Source organism: Pseudoalteromonas luteoviolacea (assembly GCF_018100925.1).
GTDB lineage: Bacteria > Pseudomonadota > Gammaproteobacteria > Enterobacterales > Alteromonadaceae > Pseudoalteromonas > Pseudoalteromonas obscura.
This window is the reverse complement of sequence record NZ_JAGJEH010000019.1, coordinates 48,525-73,575: the sequence shown is the minus strand read 5'-3', so window position 1 is coordinate 73,575 and position 25,051 is coordinate 48,525. Positions and strand designations below refer to the sequence as shown.

Below are 25,051 nucleotides of genomic sequence, written 5' to 3'. Positions count from 1 at the left end.
GCAGGCGATTTAATTGGTCTCCAGATAACGTGGCTGGGCATACAGAGCGTGGTGTGAGTGTATTTAATCAGCGGACGATTGAGATATCAGAAGGAGATAATTTGAGGTGGAAAACCAATATTAAAAAAAAGGGTTTAAAGAATGGAGATATCGCGCACGTTCTCAAAGTTACAGAATCTGAAATCTCCTTACGTATTGGCGACAAAGAAAATATTACACTTCCTCTCCACGACCCGTCTAAATTACACGTCAGTCATGCTTATGTTGAAACCTACTTATCTGCTCAGGGAGCAAAGGGGGTAAGCAGGGTACTAGGGGTTATAGAGAGCTATCAAAAAAGACTACTTAACCAGAAGTCATTTTTTACAGTACTCAATAAGTCGTCAGGATATTTTACGGCATATGTTGATGACCGCCATAAAGTAAGACAGCAGCTAGAGCGCGTCACAGGCAATAAATTGAACGCTTTAGATGCCTCACAGCTCAAAGGTAAAACATTATTATCACCAAAACAAAAAACTCCTGAACAAAAGAAGTCTTTTACTGAAAAGCTTGGTGCTCGGCTTTTTGGTGGAAAAAGCTGGTCAAAAAACGGTCCGGATTTGTAGGTTTTTTGTGTATGTTTTTGTACACTTATGCTATGCTTTATATGTTAACTTGTGTTTCGGGAGTTGCAACCTCCCATAATTTGAACGGGTGTTATGTTTAGAAAGGGCCAGATAGACTAGTTTGTCGTCTGGCCCTTGTGGTTTATGCGAGTGATAATGGCGTAGCCACGAGCATCGCAAGGTCTCCGCAGCGCCCGTAACATAATGGCCAATTATGGGATGTTGCCTGCTCAACTTTTGCTAAAATTATAGTGACTTACTATGAAAAATATGGAGGTTTATGTTGGGGTTAGTGATTATTACCAAGGATTCAAATTTTAATTGTTCTCATGATGTAGCTTCAAACTTAGAGCATGCGCTTTCTTTGATTAATATGTTGACTTTAGAGCATGATAGGCCAGATGTTGAGATTTACCTTTTAAAGGTGACGGGGGATAATTCGGGAAAGTATTACATGCTTGATGGTAACTGGTCTGATAAACCTTTTAACCTAAACTTACGTTAGCGTGTCTTTGCGGCATCGCCGCGATAAACATTCCAGTAAACCAATTGTTTTAGCAACCGGTTATCAAATAATTCGATGGTCATCATGGTAGGGTGGCCGTCTGTTTTGCATTAACAAATGCGCCCCGGTTTTTGACCAGGTGCAAAAAGTAATTCGCCTCCTGATAAGCCTAGCTTTCTTTCATTCACCTCAAATGTACCAGAATGGGCACAAGTTAGAGTCCACATACTTTAATAGTGGACTCTAGTGCCATTTTGGCATTCCTTGAATCAAAAATGGATTTAACTAATTGTTTTTATTATGTTTATAGTCTTTTTTAAATTGCACAAAATTAAACACTATGTATACACTAGGTAGTATTTAATAATAACATTGTATACACAAAAAGCTTGACTCGCGGTATTTAGTTGCTACGATGTGTTTACGTTATGTATATCTTTAGGAGATAATTAGTGTCTAGTGAGGTTGTTATTTGCCGTTTTAGGGTCAATTCACAATTGAAAATAGATTTCTCTGATATTTGCAAATCAAATCATACGACTCTTAGTAACGAGCTAAGAGGCTTTTTGAAGCGATCTTTGGAATCTCGTTCAATAAATTATGATTCCCCATGTTTATCGTCTTATGGGGCATCTTCTGAGCACTCTCATTACTCTAAAGGTGTAAACGCTGTACAAAGTGTAATGAGCAAGGTTAGGGGGAGTGATGATGGCTCAACATACAATCAAGCTACATCTGACTATCAGGAAAGTTTTGACTTAGATACTAGCTGTAACTTCAAAGTCGATTCTGAGCTGAAAAATCAATTTTCTGAGTTCTTTTCGGATTCGTCTCTTAGCTCTCATTTAAAGAGATTTATGAGTCATGTTGTTCGAGTGAACAAGTAAAGATACCTGCAAGGTGCTGCAACACCTTACAGGTTTAACACATTAAAATAGGATAACTTTAATATGTCTGATAATAATATCATTTTAGCTGCAAACAGTAACTCTACACAGGTTCAACAAAACCTTATCCATAAAATTATTTCATGCGAAAAAGTCACTGATTTAGCTCTTGAGCATCGTGAATTGTGTCATGGTGTTTATGCTGTTCTGAATGGCGGTGCTCAAATTAAGGATATTGAACCCTTACTTTTCCGTTTATTGGAGCAATCTGACGATATTGCATCGCTGCTTAATCAGAAGAAGTCTTTTGAGGAGATGGGCTACTCAGTTTCATCTGTTTCTATGAATGGTTAGACATACTCTGGATTAAGGAGCCAAGCGAAGCCTGAGCGTAGTGACGAAAGACAGAGTTTGTCTTTTTCAATCGTCTTATTGCCAGTGGTTTTGATACTTAATTTGCAATTCATTTTTTCTGAATTCCAAACACAGCAAAATCCAGCCGTATGGGGCAGGTAAATGGTGACGCATCTCATGGGTTTTATTGCATACTGAAATATCTTTATTTCGAGTGATTATTGCCTATGTCCAATATCCCATAATTTAATTTATGTTAAATTACAAGGTGTTATGTTTATAATCAAGAAGCTTATTCACACAATTAAACAACGACTTTTCAGCCCTCAGGAAGCTGAAACTAAGTTGTATATCTCAGAGGAAGATAGTCAAATATACTATTTATTATGTCAGGCGCTAGAAGGGCGATTTGTCATAGTACCAAAAGTAGCTTTACATGATATTGTGGATCCTCAGAAAGCTGGACCGAATTGCATATTTGATTTTGGTGTATTCACACCCACATTTCAAATTGTTGCTGTTGTCATATCTGATGTCAAAAACGAGACACATTGGTTGTCTGACGTCGGCATTACAGTAGTCAATATAAATCAACCAGATCAGGTTGACTGGCATATGCACATAGATTCATTGCGCTGTACTCTGGTAGGCAACAATAACAACGACACCGGATTGGTATCACTCCATTAATTAAAGGAATTAAAATGAAAGTTCAGCTAATATTGCCAGTTTTACTCTGTTTAAACGGATGTGCAGTTGCTGTTCATGATAGCATTGAGGCTATAAAAAGAAGCGATGAAGTGGCCGATAAATCTGAACAGATGGTGCCTTCTGACAGAGTAAGTAAGCTTATTTATAGAGCAAAGAAGGTCAATGTAAAGTATATTGAAAAAGTGGATGACTTGGAGTCTTCTATTCATTGGAAAGCAAGGATGTTCTGTAATACATTTAATGAATCGGAACGCTCTACTTTAGAGTGTATGTCAGGGAAACAACCTGACAATGACGCTATTTTATTACAAATAGTTGAGTCTAAATCCAGAACTATGGGGGTGTGGAATCAAAGTAGTTTTGAGGCGTTATTTTTCGATAACGAAAATCAAGTAATATTTAGGCTAGACCGAAACCGAGATACGATGCCAGATTTTACCCAAATGATCATTGGCTTGGTGGCTACAATGCAAGCTAAAGGAGAAGCGTTATGACAGTTTTGCAGTCTTTTAAAAGGTGGTGGGGCGAGATGGTAAGACCATACGATGAGGATGGGTTTACAGCTTCTGGCAAAGATATGCCGACTTTGTTTGATATAGAACGTCATTTCGGAAGTACTAAAAACACGAAGTTTAAAGTTTCCCCTAGAGCGTCAAAAGCCTTTAGAAGAATGGCTGATCACACACACCATAATGCAGTTGTACTATTAGGGAGTCCGGCATCCAACCGATATACGGGTATTCGCCCATCTCCTTTGTCAAATAATCACGTTAGGAAGCATAGATAATATTAGCTATTACAGTGCGTATCATGTTTGGACTTTTGCAAGATAGGCCTTAAAGAGTGAGGCTATAGATAACTTTGTGAAACTGTCAGCTTTTTAGATAAAGTTCTGTAAGTGGTCTTCGAACTCAATATCATAAATCCAATTGCAATATCAGACGTTCACCTAATCATATTTGGACAAAAACAATATAGAGCTGAAGGATAGCTCAGTGCCAACAGCAGACATAGTCAAAGGATATTATTCACGTTGCACGACTTGATCTCCAGCCTTTTTCTTTACCGAATCTGTTCGCTGACAATGATGTGGTTACTCACTGATAGTGTTAGAGAAAAAGCCAAATTATATATATGTATAAGTATATAACTAAATCGAATTGATAGAATTGCCTTGAATCGCTTAGAATTAGCAATGTAGAAGGGCTTAACGTTAATTACTATCTCGGTTCTTGTTAACGTTCCTATGCTGCCTGTGTTTAGCCGAGTAATCACAGTATATGGTTAAGCGAAAGCTGCCCCGAACCCTTGAGCTAAGGGGATGCCACGAACCATACCAAACACTTAAAATCACCAAGCAAATGCTTGGTTTTTTTATGCCTAAAAATTGGCAATCACTATACCAGGGTGTTGCTTTCTGCCATACGCAGAAATGATATTGTAATAACTTTGGCAGCCAGATATTGCAGTGATGACCATGCCGTTATTTGACTCAATGATAAGTGGCTTTAATGGGTCTTTGTTGTTGTCAATGACCACTTCCGCCCCAGTGGTGATGATGTTTTCTATAAATGATGATACTTGGCTCGGACAGGTTAAGTTTAGTTCGCTGCCGTGTTTCTCAAAGATATGTCGTACACCATATGCCCCTTGTCTGGCCCTGCCTTTGCCTATATATCCTGTTTTTAGCCTTATCTCGAGTTGTGCAAACCCATGATTGTTAAAGGGCATTGTGCCAAAAGAAAGCCCGCCAGATGTGTTGGTAACGAATTGGTTTTTCTTCTTGTGATCAGCCATTAACGCAAGGCAAAGGTCAGTGTAATGTACGATATTGTTCAAAATCTATTCCTTGTGTTGTGATGCAATCATCATATCACAATTTAATATGTGTTAACGCTGGGTATAAAAAGGGCATACTGTTAATGCACACAGTTGAATTTGAGTTCGCCCCTATGAGGGGGAGTGACCACATAGCTGCGAAAACGGCCAACTTTTTATAGTGACAAAAGCCGGGCTCTTGTGCATAAACGCGACATTTTTCGATTAACATTCTTTAAGCCAGTAACCACAAGCCTTTCAGAGAAGATCTAATTTATCAAAACCTATAATTGGGATAATGTGAATAAGCCTTAACTTGGTCTGTCAGATTCGAATAATAGAACTCAATAAAATCTGACAGTCGCATATGTGCCAGAAGCTGACAATGGTACTAACTCGCTTTTTCCCTGACACGAGTTGACTGGATTGATTTGTTAACCAATGGCTGTATTTGCTTCTGTTACGATTCGGACTTCCTAAAAGTTAATAACCTCAAAATAAAGTGCATTAATTTTGTACATGCGGTTGAAAAACGTTCGCTTGGGCCAAATGTAGCAACTATAAGAGAAAGAAACCACAGATAAGGCTTATTGTGCGCTAATAAGACTCTTAAATCAGATGGTGTCTTGTTTGTCCTGAGTATTTTGAGGAATCTTGATATGGCTGAACCTAACTCAATTAAGCATTACCCTGTTGATAATGGAGATATGACTTTAATCCAAATTGGCACAAAAGGAAGTGGAAAAACAATTCTCGTTGACATGAGAATTAGAGACGTTAATGAAGATCAATACGATGTAGCATCTGATATTTATAACCACTTGCCTATAAATTCTGATGGCGCTCCCTATGTTGATCTGTTTGTTTTGACTCACCCTGATAATGATCACTGTTTAGGGTTTGAAAAATATATGCACACTGGCAGCCCTAGCGATTGGTCGAAACCTGAAGATGGGAAGCCTAAAAAAATAGTGATGAACGAGATTTGGTTTTCTGAAATCTGTACTAAAAGAGCATCCAAAAAAGTCAAACTTTCCTCTGATGCTAAAGAGTTTAGAGCTGAGGCTAAACGAAGAAGGCAACTATTTGAAGATAAAGATTTCAGCCGAGAAACCAACGGTAACAGGTTAAGAATAGTTGGCATAGATACTGACGATTCAGATAAAAAGGAAAGCTGGAACCTTGAAGGGATGGTTATTGATAGAGGTGAAGAAGTAAATGTTGGCGCAGGTAAGGCATTAATTTTAGCACCTCTTGATAGTGATATTTTCGATGAAGATCACGAGGAAGATAAAAACAATTCCAGTATAGTAATCCGCTGGACAGTAAACGGCTCTGAAATACTGCTTGGCGGTGATGCTACCGCTCATATTTGGAAACATATATGGGAAGAGAGAAAGGGGGATACATCACAATTAACCTATGACATATTGCTAGCTCCACACCACTGTTCATGGCACACCTTAAGTTATGACTCTGCAAGCAAGGTAAAAAACCCAAAAGTTTTACCAGAGGCAATAAACGCTTTATCACAGACTAATTCTGGTGCTTACATTGTATCAAGTAGCAAAGAAATTGATGAAGAACAGTCAGACCCACCAAGTCACTTAGCAAAAAAAGAGTATGTAAAAATGCTTGATAATAAAGCAAGTAGGTTTATTTGTTTAGCTGATTCTGCTACCAAAACAATGCCACCAAAGCCTAGAGATTTTAAGTTAAGTTACACTGGAGTAAGTTTAGTAGCATTGGCCTCTGTTGCTTCGTCTTCTTCTGCTGTTATTCCTAGGCAGGATAAGCCTATAAGACATGGCTGAGGAGTATTACGGGATGGACAAAGACCTGCCAACAGCAACAGAAGAAATTCTTAATCAGATTATTAATCACGACAGAGTTAACAAGTCTCAAGTTATTCTTTGCGATGAAAATCGCTTGATAGTTGAATGTGACTGGCAGGTTAACCTTGGAAGCAGGGATGTTGCAAAAGGCATATCTAATAAAGGGGTTAAGGCTACCGAGCCTGTATGCTGGCACATTCCCTTCGATTTTCCCTCGTCCCCTATATTGCCGTCTTTGAGAAAAGACTTTCCTAGAACCTGCTTTCCTCATATAAACCCAAGTCAATCCAACGATGTTGTGTGGCCATGTATTACGGAAAGTAGTGTTACTAGTTTCTTATTGGCAAATGGTTTATCGCAATTATTAACTCAACTAGATAGTTGGCTGGATAGAGCTGCTCAAGACAGGTTGATGGTGGAGGAACAGGGCTGGGAGCCTATAATATTCAACAACTACGGTGGCAGTTTTACCGATGTCAATAGTGACCTTATTTCATTTGCAGCTACCGAACTAGCAAAGCAGTCTACGAAAGGAGATTTATTCACGCTAACTGGTTCCTACGAAGCTTTTAGCGAACGGCCGCCGCACATTCTTGTATCTACTGAAGATATAGGAGTTATGAAATCCAGTATTGAAATAATCCCTGTTATCTTACCTGGATCAAGCGCATCATCGCTATTTCAGAACTTACCTGTTAGAAATCGTAAGGAATTAATTTCATTTGCAGCTTCATTGGAAGGAACTCCAAATGTTTCCAGTGAAGTGATCGTTATACCCAAACCCGACTTTACAGCAAGTGAATCGTTAAAATTAAAGCTTGATAGACTTGATTCCAGCCTTTCTAAACAAAAAGCGCAAGGCTGTGTTGTAGTCTTTTGCATTCCTAGACCAATAGAATTAATTGGCGGAAATTCTAATATAGAAATAATCCCATTTTTTGTGCGATTAACCAGTGAACAAGGTAGAAACCCTCAAGTCATTCCTCTTTCTTATATCCAAGGTGGTTCAAGGGATGTGTTGCAAAAAGTTTCCCACCATCATAACCGCGATATAAAAAAAGTAGCCTTTCTAGGTGCCGGAAGCGTTGGTTCAAAGCTAGCTCTATCCTTAGCTAGGACAGGTAGCTATGCATTGCACATAATGGATAAAGGCGAGTTTAGACCGCACAATATGGCTCGTCATGGTTTGACTAATATTGGTAGGTGTGAAGGCTGGCCTAAAGCCATATTACTCAAATCTACTGTTGATAATTGGGGGGTTTCAAGCAGTTGCAGCTTTGAAGATTTAAGTAAGAATAGTTTAACTTTTCCTGAAGACAGTGATGTATTAATTGAATCTACTGGAAACGAACTAGTCAGCTATAACTTGGCTACGATTGGGCAATTACCGGGGCGACTATACCAAGTTGGTTTATACGGTCAGTCTACAATGGGATATTTAGCAATTGAGCCATCATCAAAAAATAGGGAGGTTAAAATTGATGATATTGAGTCTGTTTTGTATACATTAGCTATGCAGGATCCAGATATAACTAACTCTCTATTTTTTCACAAAGGTGCGGAACGACAAATTGTTGGTCATGGTTGCTCGTCTGAAACAACAATAATGCCCGATACAGCACTAAACTTGTGTTGTGCTGCAATTACGGAAAAGATAGATAAATCAATTTATCAAACAAGTGAGTTGACCGATCACGGAGAACTGCACTTATGTTTTAGAGAGGAAGATAGTTCAATTAATTGGAAATCCTACTCAATCCCTCCGACAACAACATTAGTGTTTAAGCATGATAATAGACATTGGGACATACGAATTTCTGGTGCAGCAACAAACACTATGTTCGCTCTACAAAAAGCCAAACGCCCCAAAGAAACAGGTGGCGCTATTATTGGTCGCATATGTGAATTAACAGGCAGGATATTTGTTACTGAAGCACTAATGCCCTTTGAACAATCAGTTGAATCACCTGTGGAGTTTTCTTTTAACCAAACACAATTGCATGATTTAGATTGTAAAATTAGAGAATCTAGCCAAGGTCAGATTTATGTCATAGGAACTTGGCATAGCCACATTACTCCATCATTACCCTCTGATCTAGATAGAAAAACTCTTAAAGAGTTAAACAGCTCATTTAATTTACCTGTAACAGTTATGCTAATGTGTAACGGAAAAGATATATTGGTTGTGGAACATGACAGATGAAAAGCAGCAGCTTACATTTTCAAAATGGCTAGGGTTAGGCTTTTGTGTAATTTACCATATCGCATGGGTCGCTATATTACTTGGTGTCGGATATAACTGGGACTGGGATAGTTTCAGCTCAAGCACTGAGCTTGCTACTCGCTTTGCGTTTATTGGAGCATTGGCTGGCGCATTTTATTGCTTACGTAGTTTATATTTACATGGCTCGGTCCACCGTGATTGGGGGAACGAGTGGATTGCGTGGCATTTAATACGGCCAATAACTTCTGCTATAAGCTCCATATTTGCGTTTGTCATGTTGAAAGCAGGACTTATTGTTTTAGATAGCGATCAGCCAGCTAGCGAAATAGAGCAGTTATGGGGATTTTATTTTTTTGCTCTAATTGCAGGGCTTAATGTAGATAAATTTCAAATGAAAATAGAAGAAATGGGCAAAACTCTTTTCGGAGTAGAGCCTTCACGTATGAACAACAAATAGCAAGTTTGTTCTGCGTTAAGTAGACCCAAATAATTAAAAGCGTATTTAGTTCAAATTCTCATTTTTCCAAATAAGAAATTGAACTAACGGCCGCTTTTCGCTCATGGCTGCCTGTCAGATAAAGTCTAAACCATCAGACCTTATGCATTAGAAAGCTGAGCTGGGTGAAACACTACCCAGCTAGTCGTCTAAATTCCCCTCTACTTTATATGCTTCATGTCAGGTATCTTCACATCAGAATAGTCAGGTTTTCCCTCTTCATTCATCTTGTCACTGAATGTCCTTGTTTTCTGATTCCCTATATCTAGTAATGTGTCACGATAACCCTGGTAATACTCCGCAAAGCTACCACTGGCAAATGTATCTGACACACGCCTGATTTCTTCATCTGTTGCATCCGGGCTATTAGGCCGGTAAACATCTTTGATGTACTCATCTGCGTCACTTCGCGATTGTTCATAGAATGAATTGAGTATCAGTTTGTTTGCATTGAAGACGTCCTGATCTGTAGCTGAACCCTCAGCATAACCTCTGGCGCTTAGCTCCGCCTCTACGGGAGAAAGCATTTGTGCAACTTGTGGAACCCCAACACTAGCAGAGATTTCTTCACGATGGCCAAAGATATCTTGGTATGTGACGCTTGAATGCATTGTTGAGTCAAGCTCTTGTGCCATCTGTGAGATAACGCTTTCCCTTACAGAGTCATCACTCATCTTTTCAAAAAGCATCTGATAATCTTGAGCCGTTTCTCCGTAACGGTTTTCGAGTGCGTACGCATAAGAGCCTTGATTCATTTGACCTGCCCCCTGATTCAGGTTCAGTCCCCGTTCTACAGAAAGTAAACTATCCTGAGTACCGGACAGACCGCTGAATCCACGCGATGTTACAACTTGGCCACCGTCATCAACCTTGACATCAAGTAACCCTCCGTCTCGAGTGGCAACCTCAGCTGCACTTCCTGTGGTACCTAGGTTTGCATGAACATGTTCGCTGTTGGTGCTACTAATAACTATTTCTGAATCTCTTGCCAATGATTGCGCTATCGCCATATCGTCGGTAGGTAAGCCGGTAGCCCCTTCCCTGACCTGCCTTGCAGCTGTTTCTCCATATGAACGAACTTCCTCAGTTTCAGCTTTACTTAGCAATTGTTGGCTCAGTAGTATGTCACGTTCATCAGCTTTCCCTATTTCGACACTCCCCCCTAGTGCCTCTTTCGCACTACTTACATGTTTGCCATCGATGATGGATGATTCTCCTGCGGTTTGAACTGCCTTATTTTCACCAAGAGTATGTAGTGCATCCACACGCCCGCTCATTTCACCATATTCACGGACTCCAACACCTCTTTGCTCAAGTTCACCGGCTTCTGCTGATGTATGCCCAAGTGACTTGTCGTGTGTAAAAAGAGACTGTTCGACATAAGGCGTAGAGTCACCAGCCGTTGCATAAAAGCGCCCAGTGTTATCCGCCGTCTCTATCAGTTGTTGCTTCTGTGCAGCGCCCACTCGGTCTGAACTGCTTACAAGCTGTGCCTGCTCATTTCGCTCGTTCCAGATTCTGTTACCAGCAGTTTCTCTTAGGGTTTCAGCACTTCTATCCACATGGATAGCACTTGTTAAATCGAGCGATGGGTTATTTGCAGCAACATCATCTTTATAGCTAAGGGCCCCAGTAACTTCTTTCGCCTGATTGATGTGAGCACTGTCTTTGATAACCGCATCTGTTGGCATGCCCCTCATCGATGCAACATCTGAAAATGCCTGATGCTGCCCTTCGACTGAACCTGTATGCATTTCTGATGACATTCGTCCAATAGAGCTACCAGCACCCGTTAGTGAGCCACCATAGTGATTTTGAGCATGCTCAACTTGATGTAATGTCTGTCCCGCATTTTCAGCACCAGCATAAACACCAGGAGCCATTAATGCTTCTGATGCACTCATACCAGCACCTCGCAACGCCTGATTCTGAGTAAAATTATGTGCATACGGAGTATGTGTCATCATCTGATTGGCCACTGAGAAACCATCTACTCCTAACATACCCATGGATGTCATCGTTGATTGCGCACCAATATGAGATTTAACGGCTTCGGTGCGGCCTGTTGGGTCCATCGTTTGATGACTTGCATTCTCACCAAAGCGGTCAATATCTTGCTGCCACTTCTCACCAAGCTGCGTGAATGCATATCCAGATATTCGAAAGAACGCACCGGCAATGAAGGTTGCTAATATCACACCCATACTTTGAGCTTTTCCTAAAATAGCCAGACCTTTTGTGGCTTGCTCAGGCACCATCATGATGGCCATTAGTGATGTATTCATGCTGTGTATACCAGATGCCATACTTAGCACCTGATCCATAGCAATACCATGCACCACTGCATCCGTAACCCCCCAAAGCGCCAACCATAACAACAGCCCGAGCATTGTATGAAGAGCTTTGAACACCAGCGGTGTTACAAAAAACAGCGCCATGACTGGGAACAGTCCGAGAACGACGCCAAACACAACAGCTTTGATGGCTGGCAACCACCCTTCTGAGACTATTTGACTCGCAAAACCACCAGATACTATGTCCTTATTTGCTAGTTGTTTTAGGGCCGAGCCTGGCGTATTCATTAAGCTTGATACGATAGCTTTAGAAATTACGATATCTGTAAAAAATTTCCTGTAGTCACCTGAAGCACTGCTATTCAATAAGATGTCCTGTGCATCTGATATAATCTTTTTGCACTGAAAAAGACCCGCTGCATCTGTACTCAAACCTGACTGAGCACAAACATGCTTCAAGTACTCTTGATAGTTCGTGGTTGCCGTTAGTGCATTCTTCAATGTGCCATCCCAAGCTGTTTTACAACTTTGGACGTCGCCGTGCTTGTTTGATGTGTTGAATACGGTAGTAAAAACGGCATCACTTCGTAACTGACCGAGTTCATTTTGAATATTACTTGTATTGCTCTTTAATTTTTGTAAATCAAAGTTGTAACCCGACAATGTTTCAGCAGGAGGCAGACAGTCTGATATATATTGGTTCAACGTTTTTTGAAGGTATGCTTCATCTCCAAATGGCTCACCCCTATAAGCATTTATCATCATTTCAAGCCCAATTCCACCACCCTGAAGCTTGCGTGGGTGCGCGCTACCATTATCAGTAACTTCCGTGAGAATACGCTCTGCTTTGTTTGATAGTCCTGCACCCAAAACTATCAAGTCAGGTACATTACCAATTGCTTGATATCTGTTTACAACTGGATCATATATATGAACCGTCCCTTTAGGTATGATGAGCGCTTTGAATAAACCAGTCCCTATCAATACTAAAATCAAAAAGTTTATGATAGAGGCTCCATTGCCGCCGCCGCCCAATAGGGCTTTACCAGACGCAATCATACCGCCAAATAAAATACCAAAAATCGCCGCTACGAAGAACATGACAATGTATTCACCATCATTAAAAATCAACGCTATACGACTAAACGCATTAACCGTTACATCAAACCCGCCATAAACATAAAAGTCCATATCTAATGATGCAGCTTGTTTACTGAACAGTAGCAAACATACACCAATCAGTGTTTTTGTATTCACTGGGCCTGTCCTCCTAATCCAAGCGTATCTTGAGCTGGCTTACGCTTGCGCTTGTTCTCGATCTTTTCTTGGCGATCTATGAAGTTTGCCATCGATTGATACTCTTCAAGCTTTGCGACATACCCTTGTCTCATGCGATTTCTTGTTTCTCGCAAACGGGTTTCTAACTTTGGTAGTAGTGGCGCAATGCCAATAAATAAATCTTTGTTACATTGGCGACCATAGTTCGTTCCTTGCCCAGACTCTTCGAAGACCTTGTTCATATTGTGAAGTAAGCCAAGTGCATTGCGATGCATATCATCAAACATCCGATGGGCATATGCATAACTCAGAAGTTCCGATGTTTCCATGATTGTCTCATCTACCGTGCCATCGATACTCGCTCTATACATTAAGCGGTAAACAGGGAGCGGCGCTTTGTTGATCCAGGACAGCGTGCTTGCTGAGAGCGCCGTCTTGTTGCTAATAGATGTCGCGATGGCTTTAAGGTTGTCTTCTACCATATCCTGGACCCCCTTTGTGGTATATCTGCTGCAACTACCCGTCGCAGAGCGTCCTTCAGATAGTCCGTAAATGAAGTCATCCAGACTCGAGTCGGCGTTCTTGGGACATGGCATAACTTCTCGACCAATGGGAATTTTACCATTTGTTGAAAGGTTCACGGTGACATCACCGATATATCCTCGCACAATGCTTGCGTATGAGCTCATGCCAAACTTTGATGAAGCCCTACTCACAAGAGAACCTTGCTTAGTAAAAAGATCTTTAAAGTCAGCATGGCAACCTTGCCATTGGGAGCTTAAGTCTTCGGTTGGTTTACCATTGGCTGTATTTATTTTATCTTGTGACTCGTGATAATTTTTAGAAGTGCTTCCAAATAGAGATTGCTCATTGGTAATGGTACTCAGCACTTCACCACCGACATCACTGAAACGACCATCAACAACCGTGGTAACGGCTGATTTGGCTATCGCACAATCATCAAGTTGCAGGCCGTTTAGAGCATTGGTTATCTGTTCAAACTTCGCTAGCGATTCTGAAAACTCTTTCGTAACGGTTTTAACTGCCATGTCAAATGCTATGGCTGGCGCGGCTTGCATTGAATTTTCCAACTTCTGAACGAGATATTCTTCATCCATGAGTGATATTCCACCGTAAAATAAATTGACACCGCCACAGCCGCCACTGAGTTTGGGTAACTGTACACTTATCGGGTTCTCAACCGTGGTGTTGATCCGCCCTTGCATTCCCCCAAGTGAATAAAAGCCGCGTTGCTGGTTTTTGAATGTGGACGTACCAGAAGAAGTTGCATTGTCAAACCAGTCATCTACCCAACCTGCATGGCTGAACCCAGGAACACAAAGTAGAACAGTACCTATATATTTAATCATATTCATTCAGCTTTCCCTCCAGCCGTAGGGTCATAAAACCCGCCTTCCATATATTCGGGCGTATAGAATTGTTGGGGAGTACTCTCCCCCTTCATCAATCTAACGGCCCGATATGTGTTGTCTTCAATATTAGGAACACTTTCCACACCCACCGCTATGTTCATCCATTTTTCTGTCCCTTTTTTTATCAGTATGGTGATAGGCGTCATGTTGATGTTAAAGCGCTGAGCAATACCTGGTTCTTTTGTAATGTCTATTTCTTTGAATGGCCAATAGTGCTTATCAGTAAAGAATTTCAGTGTATTGCGCTGAACATCACAATATGAGCAACCAGGTTGAGAAAACATCACAAGGGCGAACTCTTTTCTGGCTGACGTAAGTCGCTTAGTCACGGAGTCATCATGTTGCTTTCTTTTAGCTGCTCGCCCTGCATTGGTGATCGGGTTTTGTGAACGAGCATTGAGCTGCGGGTTTTCCAGCATGGTAACCGCTGTCAACGCAGTGAAAGCTCGAGCTTGTTTTCTAGCTGCATCGACAACAGTCCAGTAATCTTTGGTCGCTTCACGGGTTTTCTTCCAAATCGCATACTCTCTGTACTGTTCTTCAAGCTCCCGGAGCTCCTTCGGGTGCATCTTCATCAGGTCTTCTGTTTTCGGGTTTGGCGGTGGGGCCGGGTACTCATCTTCTTTGGTAGGCAGCTCAACGGCTTCACCCCACCAGTATCCATGTTTATTGGTATCAACCTGGGAAGATGCACTCACAATGGTTGAAAGGCATAACAGCATGAGTGTATTCAATAGTTTTTTCATCGTCAGATCCTTTAAAATATGACAGCAAGACGCTGTGCGTCGCTTATCTCTATAAAACCCCAATACCGGCTATCAAATGACTCCAAGTGATCACCGATAACAAACGCTTTACCTGTCGGGACTGCGGCACTATCCCATTCAAACACCGGTAGTTCAGTGCCGTTTGTTGCATACTGCCTGGCATGGCCAAGATGTTCTCCATTACAGTAAAAATGTCCGGTACCTGTTCGAGCCAATATATCGCCTTCAACACAAGCAATACGTTTCGTCAGAGACACTTCGTCATCCGAAATGAGGTCGTGTTTGAAACGAAAGTGTACATATTCCCCTCGAGTTGCATGCCCATCTTTTTTGTATAAAAGGGTGGGCTCTACAGAAGGGGTGATGACCCACAAGAGGCCTTGCGCTGCATAATGGATCCCTCCAGTCATCACAACCAAAGCAAATAACAACCTCTTGTTCATTTTATTGTTAGGTAGTGCTACTGTCATAAGTGTTATACCGTGTATGTTTTTATACATCAGTGTACGAAATCATACACAAATTGGCAATGCGGAAATGAACATTAAGTGACTTGGCATATCAATCTTGCCTACATGCGTTTTATCACTTTTAAAAGGCGTTCATTTTTTGAGAGTCGATGTAACTCAGTTGCAAGGCCCTTAAGGCTTGCATCTCCATAAACTATAAACTGTGTGCTTTCCGGCATACCATCCCCCTCTTTCTTATCGATATAGTTGGTCATATCCATATCTTCAACGAATATCAATGCCGGTACTTGCTTGATCCTATTACGTGTAAACAACCTCGGATCTATCGTGACATGTGTCCCTAAGTAGTCGCAGTCTGGCGGAGCGCACAAATCATCTTTTTTCAGGATATGTTCCATAAATCGGACAGTCGGCTGAAGTTTGTGAGGGTCCCCAACAGTGCCCCGTAAAACCAAGAGCCCGCCCACTTTTTCCATCGCCCTAGCATAGCGACGAAGTGTTGGCTGCGGTATGCTGCTGCTAATGAATAAAATTAACTTATCACGAGTCATCACAGGCTGTTCTTCCTGTTCTTCGCCAAACTGAACAGCTTCACCAGATAATAGGTTCTTCACTCGCGTTTCATATTGCTTTTGTTTTATCTTGAAAGTTTCAGATTCTGTAACCGATTTAAGCTGAACAGCCCTTTTTTGCATTTCTTCAGAAATGGTAAAATCCTGGACTTTCTTTTGGACCCGATGTTTAAGCTCATCAGTTATTTGATTACTTTCTTTCCCGCTAAGCGAAAATGCCAGAAGTAACATAGCGAGTAGACCAACATTAATATGCGCTAACACAGCAATTCACCTTCCTAAACATTAACCATGAAAAATTATCTTTGCCGACCAAAGGATGCTTATTTTGCGTCCATAGCAGCCCTGGTGTGCCAATATACTTGGCCTTAGAGTCAACTACGGGACGAGTCATTTGCAATCGATACCTATCTTTGTTCCATATCGGGGCGTAATACCTTGAGCACCCATTCGGTGAAAACTCTTCTAATAGTCCCGTTCTTGCCATTAAGTAAATCCCTCTGGCAGCGAGACCGGCATTGCCTTCAGCATAGTCCGTAGCAGTAATTGAACCGGCTAATGGGTATGTTGAACCCCACCCCCCCATACACCAATACAGTGCATTAATGGGCCTACCGAAGATTGTTGATGATGCATCTGCTGCGCAGGCCAGCGCCGCCGCTGGATTCGCAAATAATACAGCCTCCGGGTTTACAACCATAGCCAACAAATCATCATTCCAAGTGGGGAGTATTTCGGTGATCATGGCCAAATCAAATTGTCGGTCATAATCAATACATGGCAGATCCGTATACATGTCCAAAATAGCCAGTACAGGGAAAATGAAGTAGTGCATTTGCTGAAATAGTTTTCCATGCCCATTTCGGCTTGTAAAAGACCCCCCCAGTTGTCCCTGAAGACCACCCGCATTCATTTCGACGCCCAAAGGCATCATGCAATAGGGCGTGGACACCGTATCTATCAATCTCGCAGGCTCCCAAAATGACACACTTAGTCCAACTTTCGGGATAGTACCATTGTTACAAACACAGATAGGATCAGTGGGGGCATCATCAAAGCCTCCCCCACTCCAGTTTCCAACTTCGACAACCCCGCCAATGCTAATAGGAAACATATTCTGCCAGCTGACATCTAGAATGGGGTTTAAGGGGCGACCGTTACAGCTTCCAGCCTGCACTTGTGAACTTAAACCGAGCATTAACACAATAAAGATAACGATGTGTCTCATCCTTCATGTCCCTCCACATACTTATATTCAGATACTTCCAATAAATTACCTTTTTGCACCACAATGGTTGGCACTCTTTGAATATCCAGCCTGCTTCGAGTGCGCTCATCTAAAGTGAATACAATGTGTTCAGGCAATAATTCTCTTGCCTTAAACACATCACCATGACTGATCAGTACCCGGTCAGTTTTTCGTAACTTGGCTCTAACCCACTCCACTTGCAGTGTTGAAATAGCCACAATCCGATATGGAAGTCGCACATGATTTAGCGGATTGTAACGAAAGCCCACTGGATATATCACAGCCCCCTTTTGATCTATCACCGCCTGCTCTACCGTGTAGAACGGTCTATGAAAACGGACTAAATTCTTTCTAGCGATTGGCAGCTCACGTTGTAGGTTCGATTTCCAACCATCCTTCCGGTTGGCCATATAGGCTTGCCAATCAACTTGCTCAGCCCTGTTTTTCAAAGCAGCTAAAGCGTCTTTTTCTTTTATTGGATAGACGGCACCAATGACAGAACTTTGCTGTGCAAATACAGTTGAACAAACCAATGAAGCGCTAATCACCAAGCTTCTCATCCAAGGTCTTCTTGATGGCATCTTGCATCTCCTGTTGCTTGTTATGTCTTAATTCGTCGTAGTATTCAGAAAGGTCTATTCTAGAAAAATCCAAACTTTGAAACTCTTCAGCATCAAACCCTCGACAGTTAGGTTCATCTGCTGTGCCAAACGTCATGCCAAGTTGAGGACGTCCTTGTTCATGAATGATTCTGGCCATTTTCGAAGTAAAACAACACTTCACTTCAACTTCTTGGACACATTTACCAAGCCATTTCTTGGTACATTTTTCCCCAAGGGCAACACAGTACCCACTTGAATCCAGTATGGCTGTTTCAATATCTTCAGATGGGCAGGCTTTCTCCAAGTAGTTCATAATTGTGATGATTGCCACACTGACAGCCAGTGTGGCCGGATCAAATGAGGTTGCCATAAAATCTGTAGCAGCAGTCGCGGCTTCAGCGGCTGTCGCGCCAGCTTTATAGGCATTGTATGCAACTACAGCGGCATCATAGGTCGCCGATATCGCCGCCATATATCCATACATGTCCAACATACTTCCCATACTATCGTTGTATATCTCACCATCCCCTTTTGAGCAGCAATTTTGATAAGCACTGGAAATACCTGGAGTCCTACAGTCCATTGCTCTACCGGCAAATATCATTACTTGGCCTAAGCATTCACCGTCTTCACTGTAATCACCATCATCAACATACATGTCTCTGTTTGTAGGGTCAGTCTCATTGTTATCGGTATAAGCGGCACATTTATTCTTTGAGCAGGTAAACTCTGAAGAGTTTGGGTTTGTATTTACGCACGCATACTCATCTCCTAGCGGACATGCATAGTCATTCACTTTTTTACATGCCTTTGTTTCTTTACAAGCATTTTGACAGCGTGGCAGTGATGAATATTCGTTCCCCGTAATAGGGCACTTATATGATGTGGTATTACGCCATGTCCAGCATGCTCTACGACAAGCAGAGTTATTATCAAATTCTTCGCCGGTTTGTGCACAACGATAACGAGTAACTGATGTGTAGCAATTGTCTTCACACTCACCCATATAGTCTGGATTGTCATCATTTGCCCAGTATGTTCGTTTTGTAATTGGGCATTGTGCGCCCAAAATTTCCCGACTTCCTCTATACTTGACTCGTAAGGTACATCGTTGATATCGATTTCTATCAACGGTGGAACATGAATGATACTCGCGCTCAGTGTTAGTGTGAGTTGTACATGCGGTGTTTCGTGAGCAAGTACTCTTACCCTGCTCGCACTGTTCTCCAGTAAATGGACAAAATGCTTTACTGCCTTTGGCGCAACTTACCTGACCAATTGGACAAATATATGTTGGGGGAGAGCTTATCAAGCCATTTCCTGTTTTGAATGCTTTATCAGGGTCATAAGTGCTACCCTTAATACAAGTTTTTGCCTCCCCATTACTTGTCCATTTTCCATCGCCATTCAAGTCTGCACCGCAAATATGTGAATTAGCAGGTGGCTCCCACCCTATATCTGATGCAAGCACATTTGAAATTGACATCATAAGTGTTAGAAGCGCTATTAATTGCCTAATGGTTTTTGATTGCCTGATGTACATATCATATCCTTTCCTGCTAACCTCAATACCTGCATAATGCTCGCTGCCTCTGTAAATTCATTAAGACATTGGCAGCTTTTTACTACTTGCTCACCAGCTCCAAGCGGGCACGCACTTGCCTGGCATTCATGGTAGAAGTATTCATATTTTGTCGAATCTTTTCTGTTCTTAGCCGTGTTTCCCAATTGATTTACACCAATCTCTTCTACACGTTTACGTGTTTTGCAAGCTTGAACACATTCAGGTGGTTCAGGTACTTCTGGTATGCCTAATGAATGGTTTGTGATCTGAGAGCGTCCATCTTTAAATATTTGGTCTTTGTACCCTCCCGTTGTCGCAGAAGACACAATGGTGTGTTGCCTTTGCAAACCTTCACTAAAGTCAAAGTCATGACTTTCAGTTTCGCACTCGTATTCTCGTTTTTTTTCAAACCAATCTCTCCTGACAAGTTCTGAACACACTTCTCCGGTAATAACTTTTGATTGGGGGACAGGAAGCAAGCTAGTTGAAATGAAGTTACGATATGTTTCTACACCATCTACTGATTCATACTTGATCCGACACTCACGTTTGTTGTCATATGCTTGACATGAGTCGATGATGTCTTCTTTGGTAATGGCGCATTTATCTTTATATGCCTTAAACCTGAACTCCCCACCTAATGTCCCTTGGTCACCATTTGTGTCTATGACTTCTACAATGCCTTTCAGCCCATTGCTGCATGTAGGAGATTGAATGGTCTTGAGGTTAACTGTATTGTCTAGGGCTGTGCTGCGATATGGAGCGGGAGGTTCCCATAAGGCTGAACCATCACTAGTGAATTCAAACTTATTGTCACACATTCCTCCGAAGTCAAAGCCTTCAGGCAGTTCTATCGTTGATCTGCGTACACTGTCGCTTCGAATGAGCTGGCTAGTTCCGGACATGAGATCAAATTCATACCGTAGTACATTGTCTCCAGGCGCTCCTATTTTCACAGAAAAAGGATGTTCATCCTTTAGATTGACGTATATGCGTGCTTTGGTATATCCCTCACCGCCTCCATAAACCAATACTTTGGTTTTTAGTTCAACAACCCCGGGTTGCTTAAAAGAGTCCGTAAAGTCCACATTCGGGTATTTTATCCAATGTGTTTTTAGCTCGCATGAACGCCCAGGAGGTAACCGAGTACCGTTCCAGTTAAATGGACCAGCATATACTTTTTTTCCACTATTGCTTACGTAGATCCAGTCATCAAATACGGCTTGAACTAGGACCGCTTTTTCAATCATCTCAGGTCGTTTAACATTAAATTTTGAGACGGTATTAAACGCATCGCATCGCCCTTGCCAGTAGTCATCCCCTAACTTACCAATGGTCAGCTCGATGCAGTTACTTCCACAATAAGAAACTGACCCATCACCTCCTACAAACTCGATGATGTCAGTGATCTTTACGTCATTTAGGGCTATGTCTCTGGTGACTTTACATTTCTGAGTGATCAGGCCGGTGTTACCTGCGGCTGCTGAGTTAGAGACCGTATTATATACTTTGCTTGCTTTACTTTTTCCAAATGCGTCTGACGCCAACTTACCAGGTGTTTGCTTATATCCCGTCAGCGCACCATTAAATTGATCTTTGCATGAAGCAGGTTCCTGACCAAAAAAGCGCATTAAGGGACCATCAGGCTGAACATCTGAGACCGTATAGTATGGGTTGACCTTTTGGAATGCATTAGCAATACCGCTACCAACATCTTTCAAAATTGTGTCAAAGTTCTTCACAAGTAGCCCGTTACCGCAGCTCTTATTAATGCAGTAGCAGCTCTTAAGTACTTTCCCCCAAGAGCTTGACGGCAATGCCACTCCCTGGAGTTTCATACCACTTTTTACTTGCCACTGATATTCCCGACAGCCTTGCCATGTGCCTGCGTTACATTGCAAATATCCATTAGCACAAACGCCACTCACACCAGTTTTTCTGACCAAAGTATCAAGCCTACCATCCATGTTTCCATCTATTTCGATGTTAAAAGTGGCATCCCCACTACTTCCGGAGGTAGCCAAAATTTTCATGAATGTATTTGACGACTTACAGCCAATATTGGCATCAAACATATCACCTGAGGCTGTAGACATCTTTTCGTCGCTCATAAGTGGGTGAGATAGGTTTTTGCTAACAGAGTTTGGGTCATGATAGTGGCCTGATAAGCTTTCATTCATCTGGTTTGCTCGATCTACCATTTCAGGGCTTATTTTTTTGTTATCCTGTGCTACCACGCACAATGAGCTAGTGACAAACATCAGCACTAGCAGCCCTATTTTCACGGATGTCTTTTTCATCCTGTTTCCTCTTGCTATGTTGTGTATTATTTCATACATCTGGTGGGCAAGGGGCAGCCCTTTATTTTCTAAAACAGATTACCTTTGAATTGGTATACCAGATAGCTTGGCAATTGCGTCTATCGGCTTGTACCCTTTTGATAATAACGTATTAAACGCATGTACTTCGTCACCTGCTGATGTGCTGATCCAATAATTCCATGGGTCAACACATAGCCTTGCAACGCCTTTATATATGCTACTATCAACCATCATTTCGCTATATCTTGGCTTAGCATTTCTAACTGAGTTTAATAGCTCTAAAGCAAGCCCATCGTATGGGATAACCTTATCTCTGGCGGCTTTGCTGTAGTCTTTTCCTTCCAAATAAAACTTGAAGGCTGCATTGTTCAATAATACCTCACCTACTTCACCAAATTGCACAGTATCCAGTACGGATTGCAATACAACACCAAAAGAACCATAGTATTTACGTGCCCTCCGATAACCTTCTTCGATAAGTCCCGCAAGTCGGCTCATATCTGTATGCCCTTGCTTCTTTAACATCGATGCAGCTTCTTCAAAAAGAATAAAGCGCTGCGTGCCCCTATCCGACAAGTAGAGGTCTTGTGTCACGGCGTTCATTACTTGCATCACGATGACAGAAAACAGCTCTCTTTGTCCTTTCAGTTGCTCGAGTTCAAGTACTACAAACTCATCAGAACTGATATCAAATGTCGCTTCTCCGTTAAAAAAGCGTCCATATGGCCCTCGAGTCGTAAAATCCCTTAAGTTCAATGCCAACTCACTTGCTTTTTGTTTCGCAAAGTTAAGGTCTGGTACATCGTTTAAATCGTCGTATTTAGGAAAGTGTGCTAAATATCTTTGTACTGCATCTACACCATTTATTATCTCGCCTTCTCTGTAAGCCCAGAAGACAGCTGACTTTATCAATGTCCACTCTGTTTCATGTAATGCAGATCCTGATGCAGAATATGCCATTTCGGCAATCACATTAGCAGCAGCGATGAGGTCTTTATTTAAATCTTCATCGTCTTTTGCATTGCTGTGGAATGGATTTATAACAATGTTTTCTTTTCCTACATCGATGAACCGGCCATTGTTTATAGTACAAAGTTTTTGATATGAATAACCTAAATCTACTGCACGAACAAGTGAGCCTGAAGCATAGTAGTCCCCTAAGAACTTGTTCAGCATGAATGACTTTCCTGAACCACTCTCGGCGCAGACCATAAAATTATGATTATTTGCTCTTGAGTCAAACACATCCAGACCACATAACTGGCCTTTGCGTCCGAAATACATTAACACTGGCTTAGAACCACCAAAAAAGTCGCCCTGGATAGGCAAAAACCGGCTCACAGTACTGATCGGAAACAAAAAGTCTCTGTCCATTACTTTTACGTTGTTCTTGACGTTGTATAGACCGAATGGCAAAGCGCTTATCAATAGTGGTTTCTGCAATATGGACTCTTCCTGCATTTGAAAGTCCTTACCTTCCCAGATACGTACAGCCCTACTGGTTGCCTCACGTAGTTCTTCTTCTGAGTCACTAAATACCCAGAGGCTTGGGATCACTTGCAAAAAGTTTTCACTCTCAGCCTTGTCTGTGGCCCACATGAATTCATTGACTCGTTTGCCTATTTCTCTGGCGAATGACCCTGTGCTCTTTTGGGACATGGTGATGCTGGCTTTCTGGTGTAGTTCAAATTTCGCGTCACCAAATACCAATGAAACACTCCAGATAAACGGTGAAAGCATCTGATTGCTATCATCAGAATTTCCCATAATCCCACCCGCCAGTTCATTAGTCAGAAGTGGATCTATGTCACCTCTCGTCCCTTTTGGTGTAATGCAACGAGCATACTTTTGTCCAATCTTTACATAGCGCTTTGTACTGTTAAATGACACTTCTGTTTGTGAATCAATGATTTGTTTTCTAAGTGGAACGGTTTTATCTACTTTTACAGTGTGATCTGTATTTTCCAGATTGTTAAAAAATGTCCTTAGCCAATGTATAAGCTCATGACTTTTCATTCGCTGAGGGGCAAGGTTTGCACCTTTTAATGATTCCTCTACAATTGATAGCGTATCGTCTGGGATGCCCTCTACGGCCTTGAGCGTGACAAACAATCGAAAATTTCTGATAGGTATATTATGTACTCTGTTGAGCCCTGAAACTCCTGATTGCAAGAAGTCTGCGTACTCAGCAATATTTTTTTGTACTAAAGGGTGGTCTCTTAATTTATTTTTTCTATAAGCATCAATAATGTGTTTGACGTCTTTATCCGCAACAAAAATAAATTGCATTACACTTCCATTGGAAAAAGCCGCTCGCAAAATAGACTCAATCTGTTTAATTTGGCGCATTGAGGCGAACGTCAGTGGACAGCACTCCCAGATATAACCAATGGTGTTGTCCATGTTTAAATATTCCCCCTGACCGTCAGGCGAGCAATATAAGTAAGGCAAAAAGTCTGACAGCTTGTCTCGTTGGCTCATTTTCTCTACATCAGTTGCCGTGACTCCTCCTTTGTCACCAAACAAAGTGCGCATAACTGATTCGAACATTTTATTCTCCTTTTTGCGGCAGTATCGATTCGAGCAGATCTGGCTTTTTAGTCAGGTACTGTCCCATTACAAAGGCAGGCTCATCAATAATGGAATAAGCATACCTTTCCATCCAAAGTGTGTTGTCATGAGATGTGCCGGAGTAAGGCAAAACGAGTGTTCTGATTGTTTTGGCTTGTTTCACCATTGGCGTAACTGGACGGGCAACAATTGCACCTATCTCTTTATAGTAACTTTCAATATACTGATCGTAACTTCCGCTTTTACTGATAGGGGGAGCTGTAATCACTTTATCTTGAGCGGTATCATCTTCCTGCTCGCTAGCTGGTACCATCGGGGGGTGACGCTCGACACCTGCAACCGCTTCGTCATATGCTTCGTGCATTGATATACACTTGCCAAGACCATCCTTTTTTCGACACGCAAAATCTTCCTCATAGGGCACTAATGAACATCCACCCATTGCAATACAAAGAACAACAATCAAGACTTTATAAGTAAGCTTTGTCATTT

At 41.7% G+C, this 25,051-nt stretch carries 22 protein-coding genes; 10 read left to right on the top strand and 12 right to left on the bottom strand.

Translation table 11 applies throughout. The features are described from left to right. The 7 genes from J8M00_RS26255 to J8M00_RS26225 all read left to right on the top strand — a co-directional run. A partial coding sequence (locus J8M00_RS26255) for a hypothetical protein (RefSeq protein WP_211013350.1) occupies window positions 1–608 on the top strand: 608 nt, incomplete at its 5' end. A 280-nt stretch (window positions 609–888) separates the two neighbouring features. Continuing rightward, window positions 889–1,113, top strand: a complete 225-nt coding sequence (locus tag J8M00_RS26250; protein WP_211013349.1) for a hypothetical protein — start codon at window positions 889–891, stop codon at window positions 1,111–1,113. A gap of 452 nt (window positions 1,114–1,565) precedes the next feature. Next, window positions 1,566–2,000, top strand: a complete 435-nt coding sequence (locus J8M00_RS26245; RefSeq protein ID WP_211013348.1) for a hypothetical protein — start codon at window positions 1,566–1,568, stop codon at window positions 1,998–2,000. Window positions 2,001–2,063: 63 nt separating this feature from the next. Beyond that, window positions 2,064–2,354, top strand: coding sequence for a hypothetical protein (locus tag J8M00_RS26240; RefSeq protein WP_211013347.1), 291 nt, complete (start codon window positions 2,064–2,066; stop codon window positions 2,352–2,354). Between the two features lie 273 nt (window positions 2,355–2,627). Next, the gene (locus tag J8M00_RS26235; RefSeq protein ID WP_211013346.1) at window positions 2,628–3,044 is read left to right on the top strand and encodes a hypothetical protein; all 417 of its coding nucleotides are present in this window, start codon (window positions 2,628–2,630) and stop codon (window positions 3,042–3,044) included. A gap of 14 nt (window positions 3,045–3,058) precedes the next feature. Then, window positions 3,059–3,559: a hypothetical protein gene (locus J8M00_RS26230; protein WP_211013345.1), complete on the top strand. Its 501-nt coding sequence runs from the start codon at window positions 3,059–3,061 to the stop codon at window positions 3,557–3,559. Then, window positions 3,556–3,852 carry a hypothetical protein gene (locus J8M00_RS26225; protein WP_211013344.1) on the top strand — a complete coding sequence of 99 codons (297 nt, stop codon included), beginning with the start codon at window positions 3,556–3,558 and terminating at the stop codon, window positions 3,850–3,852. The genes J8M00_RS26230 and J8M00_RS26225 overlap by 4 nt, the downstream gene beginning before the upstream one ends. Before the next feature lie 593 nt (window positions 3,853–4,445). Here the strand turns inward: J8M00_RS26225 and J8M00_RS26220 are convergent. Then, window positions 4,446–4,904 (bottom strand): hypothetical protein, encoded by a 459-nt coding sequence (locus J8M00_RS26220; RefSeq protein WP_211013343.1) that lies wholly within the window; start codon window positions 4,902–4,904, stop codon window positions 4,446–4,448. 638 nt (window positions 4,905–5,542) lie between these two features. Between J8M00_RS26220 and J8M00_RS26215 the strand changes: the two genes are divergently transcribed. The 3 genes from J8M00_RS26215 to J8M00_RS26205 are packed head-to-tail and all read left to right on the top strand — an operon-like array spanning window position 5,543 to window position 9,399. Next, window positions 5,543–6,697 carry a hypothetical protein gene (locus J8M00_RS26215; protein ID WP_211013342.1) on the top strand — a complete coding sequence of 385 codons (1,155 nt, stop codon included), beginning with the start codon at window positions 5,543–5,545 and terminating at the stop codon, window positions 6,695–6,697. 13 nt (window positions 6,698–6,710) lie between these two features. Beyond that, window positions 6,711–8,921, top strand: coding sequence for a Mov34/MPN/PAD-1 family protein (locus J8M00_RS26210; RefSeq protein WP_211013341.1), 2,211 nt, complete (start codon window positions 6,711–6,713; stop codon window positions 8,919–8,921). Beyond that, on the top strand, window positions 8,911–9,399 hold the full coding sequence (locus J8M00_RS26205; RefSeq protein WP_211013340.1) for a hypothetical protein: 489 nt from the start codon (window positions 8,911–8,913) through the stop codon (window positions 9,397–9,399). Before J8M00_RS26210 ends, J8M00_RS26205 begins: the two co-directional genes overlap by 11 nt. A gap of 200 nt (window positions 9,400–9,599) precedes the next feature. On the opposite strand, the gene J8M00_RS26200 is transcribed toward J8M00_RS26205, so the two are convergent. From J8M00_RS26200 to traV, 11 genes are all read right to left on the bottom strand, one after another. Beyond that, window positions 9,600–12,989 carry a conjugal transfer protein TraG N-terminal domain-containing protein gene (locus J8M00_RS26200; RefSeq protein WP_211013339.1) on the bottom strand — a complete coding sequence of 1,130 codons (3,390 nt, stop codon included), beginning with the start codon at window positions 12,987–12,989 and terminating at the stop codon, window positions 9,600–9,602. Continuing rightward, window positions 12,986–14,386, bottom strand: coding sequence for a conjugal transfer protein TraH (locus J8M00_RS26195; protein ID WP_211013338.1), 1,401 nt, complete (start codon window positions 14,384–14,386; stop codon window positions 12,986–12,988). The genes J8M00_RS26200 and J8M00_RS26195 overlap by 4 nt, the downstream gene beginning before the upstream one ends. Continuing rightward, window positions 14,383–15,189, bottom strand: coding sequence for a conjugal transfer protein TraF (gene traF, locus J8M00_RS26190; RefSeq protein WP_211013337.1), 807 nt, complete (start codon window positions 15,187–15,189; stop codon window positions 14,383–14,385). Before traF ends, J8M00_RS26195 begins: the two co-directional genes overlap by 4 nt. Window positions 15,190–15,200: 11 nt before the next feature. Next, window positions 15,201–15,680: a S26 family signal peptidase gene (locus tag J8M00_RS26185; RefSeq protein ID WP_211013336.1), complete on the bottom strand. Its 480-nt coding sequence runs from the start codon at window positions 15,678–15,680 to the stop codon at window positions 15,201–15,203. 101 nt (window positions 15,681–15,781) lie between these two features. Further along, window positions 15,782–16,516: a type-F conjugative transfer system pilin assembly protein TrbC gene (locus J8M00_RS28655; RefSeq protein ID WP_211013335.1), complete on the bottom strand. Its 735-nt coding sequence runs from the start codon at window positions 16,514–16,516 to the stop codon at window positions 15,782–15,784. After that, complete coding sequence (locus tag J8M00_RS26175) at window positions 16,500–17,480, bottom strand: TraU family protein (protein WP_211013334.1); 981 nt, start codon at window positions 17,478–17,480, stop codon at window positions 16,500–16,502. Before J8M00_RS26175 ends, J8M00_RS28655 begins: the two co-directional genes overlap by 17 nt. Continuing rightward, complete coding sequence (locus tag J8M00_RS26170; RefSeq protein ID WP_211013333.1) at window positions 17,477–18,082, bottom strand: hypothetical protein; 606 nt, start codon at window positions 18,080–18,082, stop codon at window positions 17,477–17,479. Before J8M00_RS26170 ends, J8M00_RS26175 begins: the two co-directional genes overlap by 4 nt. After that, window positions 18,042–19,646 (bottom strand): conjugal transfer protein TraN, encoded by a 1,605-nt coding sequence (gene traN / locus J8M00_RS26165; RefSeq protein ID WP_211013332.1) that lies wholly within the window; start codon window positions 19,644–19,646, stop codon window positions 18,042–18,044. Before traN ends, J8M00_RS26170 begins: the two co-directional genes overlap by 41 nt. Continuing rightward, the gene (locus J8M00_RS26160) at window positions 19,610–21,967 is read right to left on the bottom strand and encodes a hypothetical protein (RefSeq protein ID WP_211013331.1); all 2,358 of its coding nucleotides are present in this window, start codon (window positions 21,965–21,967) and stop codon (window positions 19,610–19,612) included. Before J8M00_RS26160 ends, traN begins: the two co-directional genes overlap by 37 nt. A gap of 78 nt (window positions 21,968–22,045) precedes the next feature. Further along, window positions 22,046–24,538, bottom strand: coding sequence for a TraC family protein (locus J8M00_RS26155; protein WP_211013330.1), 2,493 nt, complete (start codon window positions 24,536–24,538; stop codon window positions 22,046–22,048). A gap of 1 nt (window position 24,539) precedes the next feature. Then, complete coding sequence (traV, locus tag J8M00_RS26150; RefSeq protein WP_211013329.1) at window positions 24,540–25,049, bottom strand: type IV conjugative transfer system lipoprotein TraV; 510 nt, start codon at window positions 25,047–25,049, stop codon at window positions 24,540–24,542. Window positions 25,050–25,051 lie beyond the last annotated feature (2 nt).

Excerpts from the sequence above, each read along its gene's own strand:
- J8M00_RS26250 (WP_211013349.1), top strand. The coding sequence starts at position 889 with ATGTTGGGGTTAGTGATTATTACCAAGGATTCAAATTTTAATTGTTCT.
- J8M00_RS26240 (WP_211013347.1), top strand. The coding sequence starts at position 2,064 with ATGTCTGATAATAATATCATTTTAGCTGCAAACAGTAACTCTACACAG.
- J8M00_RS26235 (WP_211013346.1), top strand. The coding sequence starts at position 2,628 with ATGTTTATAATCAAGAAGCTTATTCACACAATTAAACAACGACTTTTC.
- J8M00_RS26230 (WP_211013345.1), top strand. The coding sequence starts at position 3,059 with ATGAAAGTTCAGCTAATATTGCCAGTTTTACTCTGTTTAAACGGATGT.
- J8M00_RS26225 (WP_211013344.1), top strand. The coding sequence starts at position 3,556 with ATGACAGTTTTGCAGTCTTTTAAAAGGTGGTGGGGCGAGATGGTAAGA.
- J8M00_RS26215 (WP_211013342.1), top strand. The coding sequence starts at position 5,543 with ATGGCTGAACCTAACTCAATTAAGCATTACCCTGTTGATAATGGAGAT.
- J8M00_RS26210 (WP_211013341.1), top strand. The coding sequence starts at position 6,711 with ATGGACAAAGACCTGCCAACAGCAACAGAAGAAATTCTTAATCAGATT.
- J8M00_RS26205 (WP_211013340.1), top strand. The coding sequence starts at position 8,911 with ATGACAGATGAAAAGCAGCAGCTTACATTTTCAAAATGGCTAGGGTTA.
- J8M00_RS26195 (WP_211013338.1), bottom strand. The coding sequence starts at position 14,386 with ATGAATATGATTAAATATATAGGTACTGTTCTACTTTGTGTTCCTGGG.
- traF (WP_211013337.1), bottom strand. The coding sequence starts at position 15,189 with ATGAAAAAACTATTGAATACACTCATGCTGTTATGCCTTTCAACCATT.
- J8M00_RS26185 (WP_211013336.1), bottom strand. The coding sequence starts at position 15,680 with ATGACAGTAGCACTACCTAACAATAAAATGAACAAGAGGTTGTTATTT.
- J8M00_RS26175 (WP_211013334.1), bottom strand. The coding sequence starts at position 17,480 with ATGAGACACATCGTTATCTTTATTGTGTTAATGCTCGGTTTAAGTTCA.
- J8M00_RS26170 (WP_211013333.1), bottom strand. The coding sequence starts at position 18,082 with ATGCCATCAAGAAGACCTTGGATGAGAAGCTTGGTGATTAGCGCTTCA.
- traN (WP_211013332.1), bottom strand. The coding sequence starts at position 19,646 with ATGTACATCAGGCAATCAAAAACCATTAGGCAATTAATAGCGCTTCTA.
- J8M00_RS26160 (WP_211013331.1), bottom strand. The coding sequence starts at position 21,967 with ATGAAAAAGACATCCGTGAAAATAGGGCTGCTAGTGCTGATGTTTGTC.
- J8M00_RS26155 (WP_211013330.1), bottom strand. The coding sequence starts at position 24,538 with ATGTTCGAATCAGTTATGCGCACTTTGTTTGGTGACAAAGGAGGAGTC.
- traV (WP_211013329.1), bottom strand. The coding sequence starts at position 25,049 with ATGACAAAGCTTACTTATAAAGTCTTGATTGTTGTTCTTTGTATTGCA.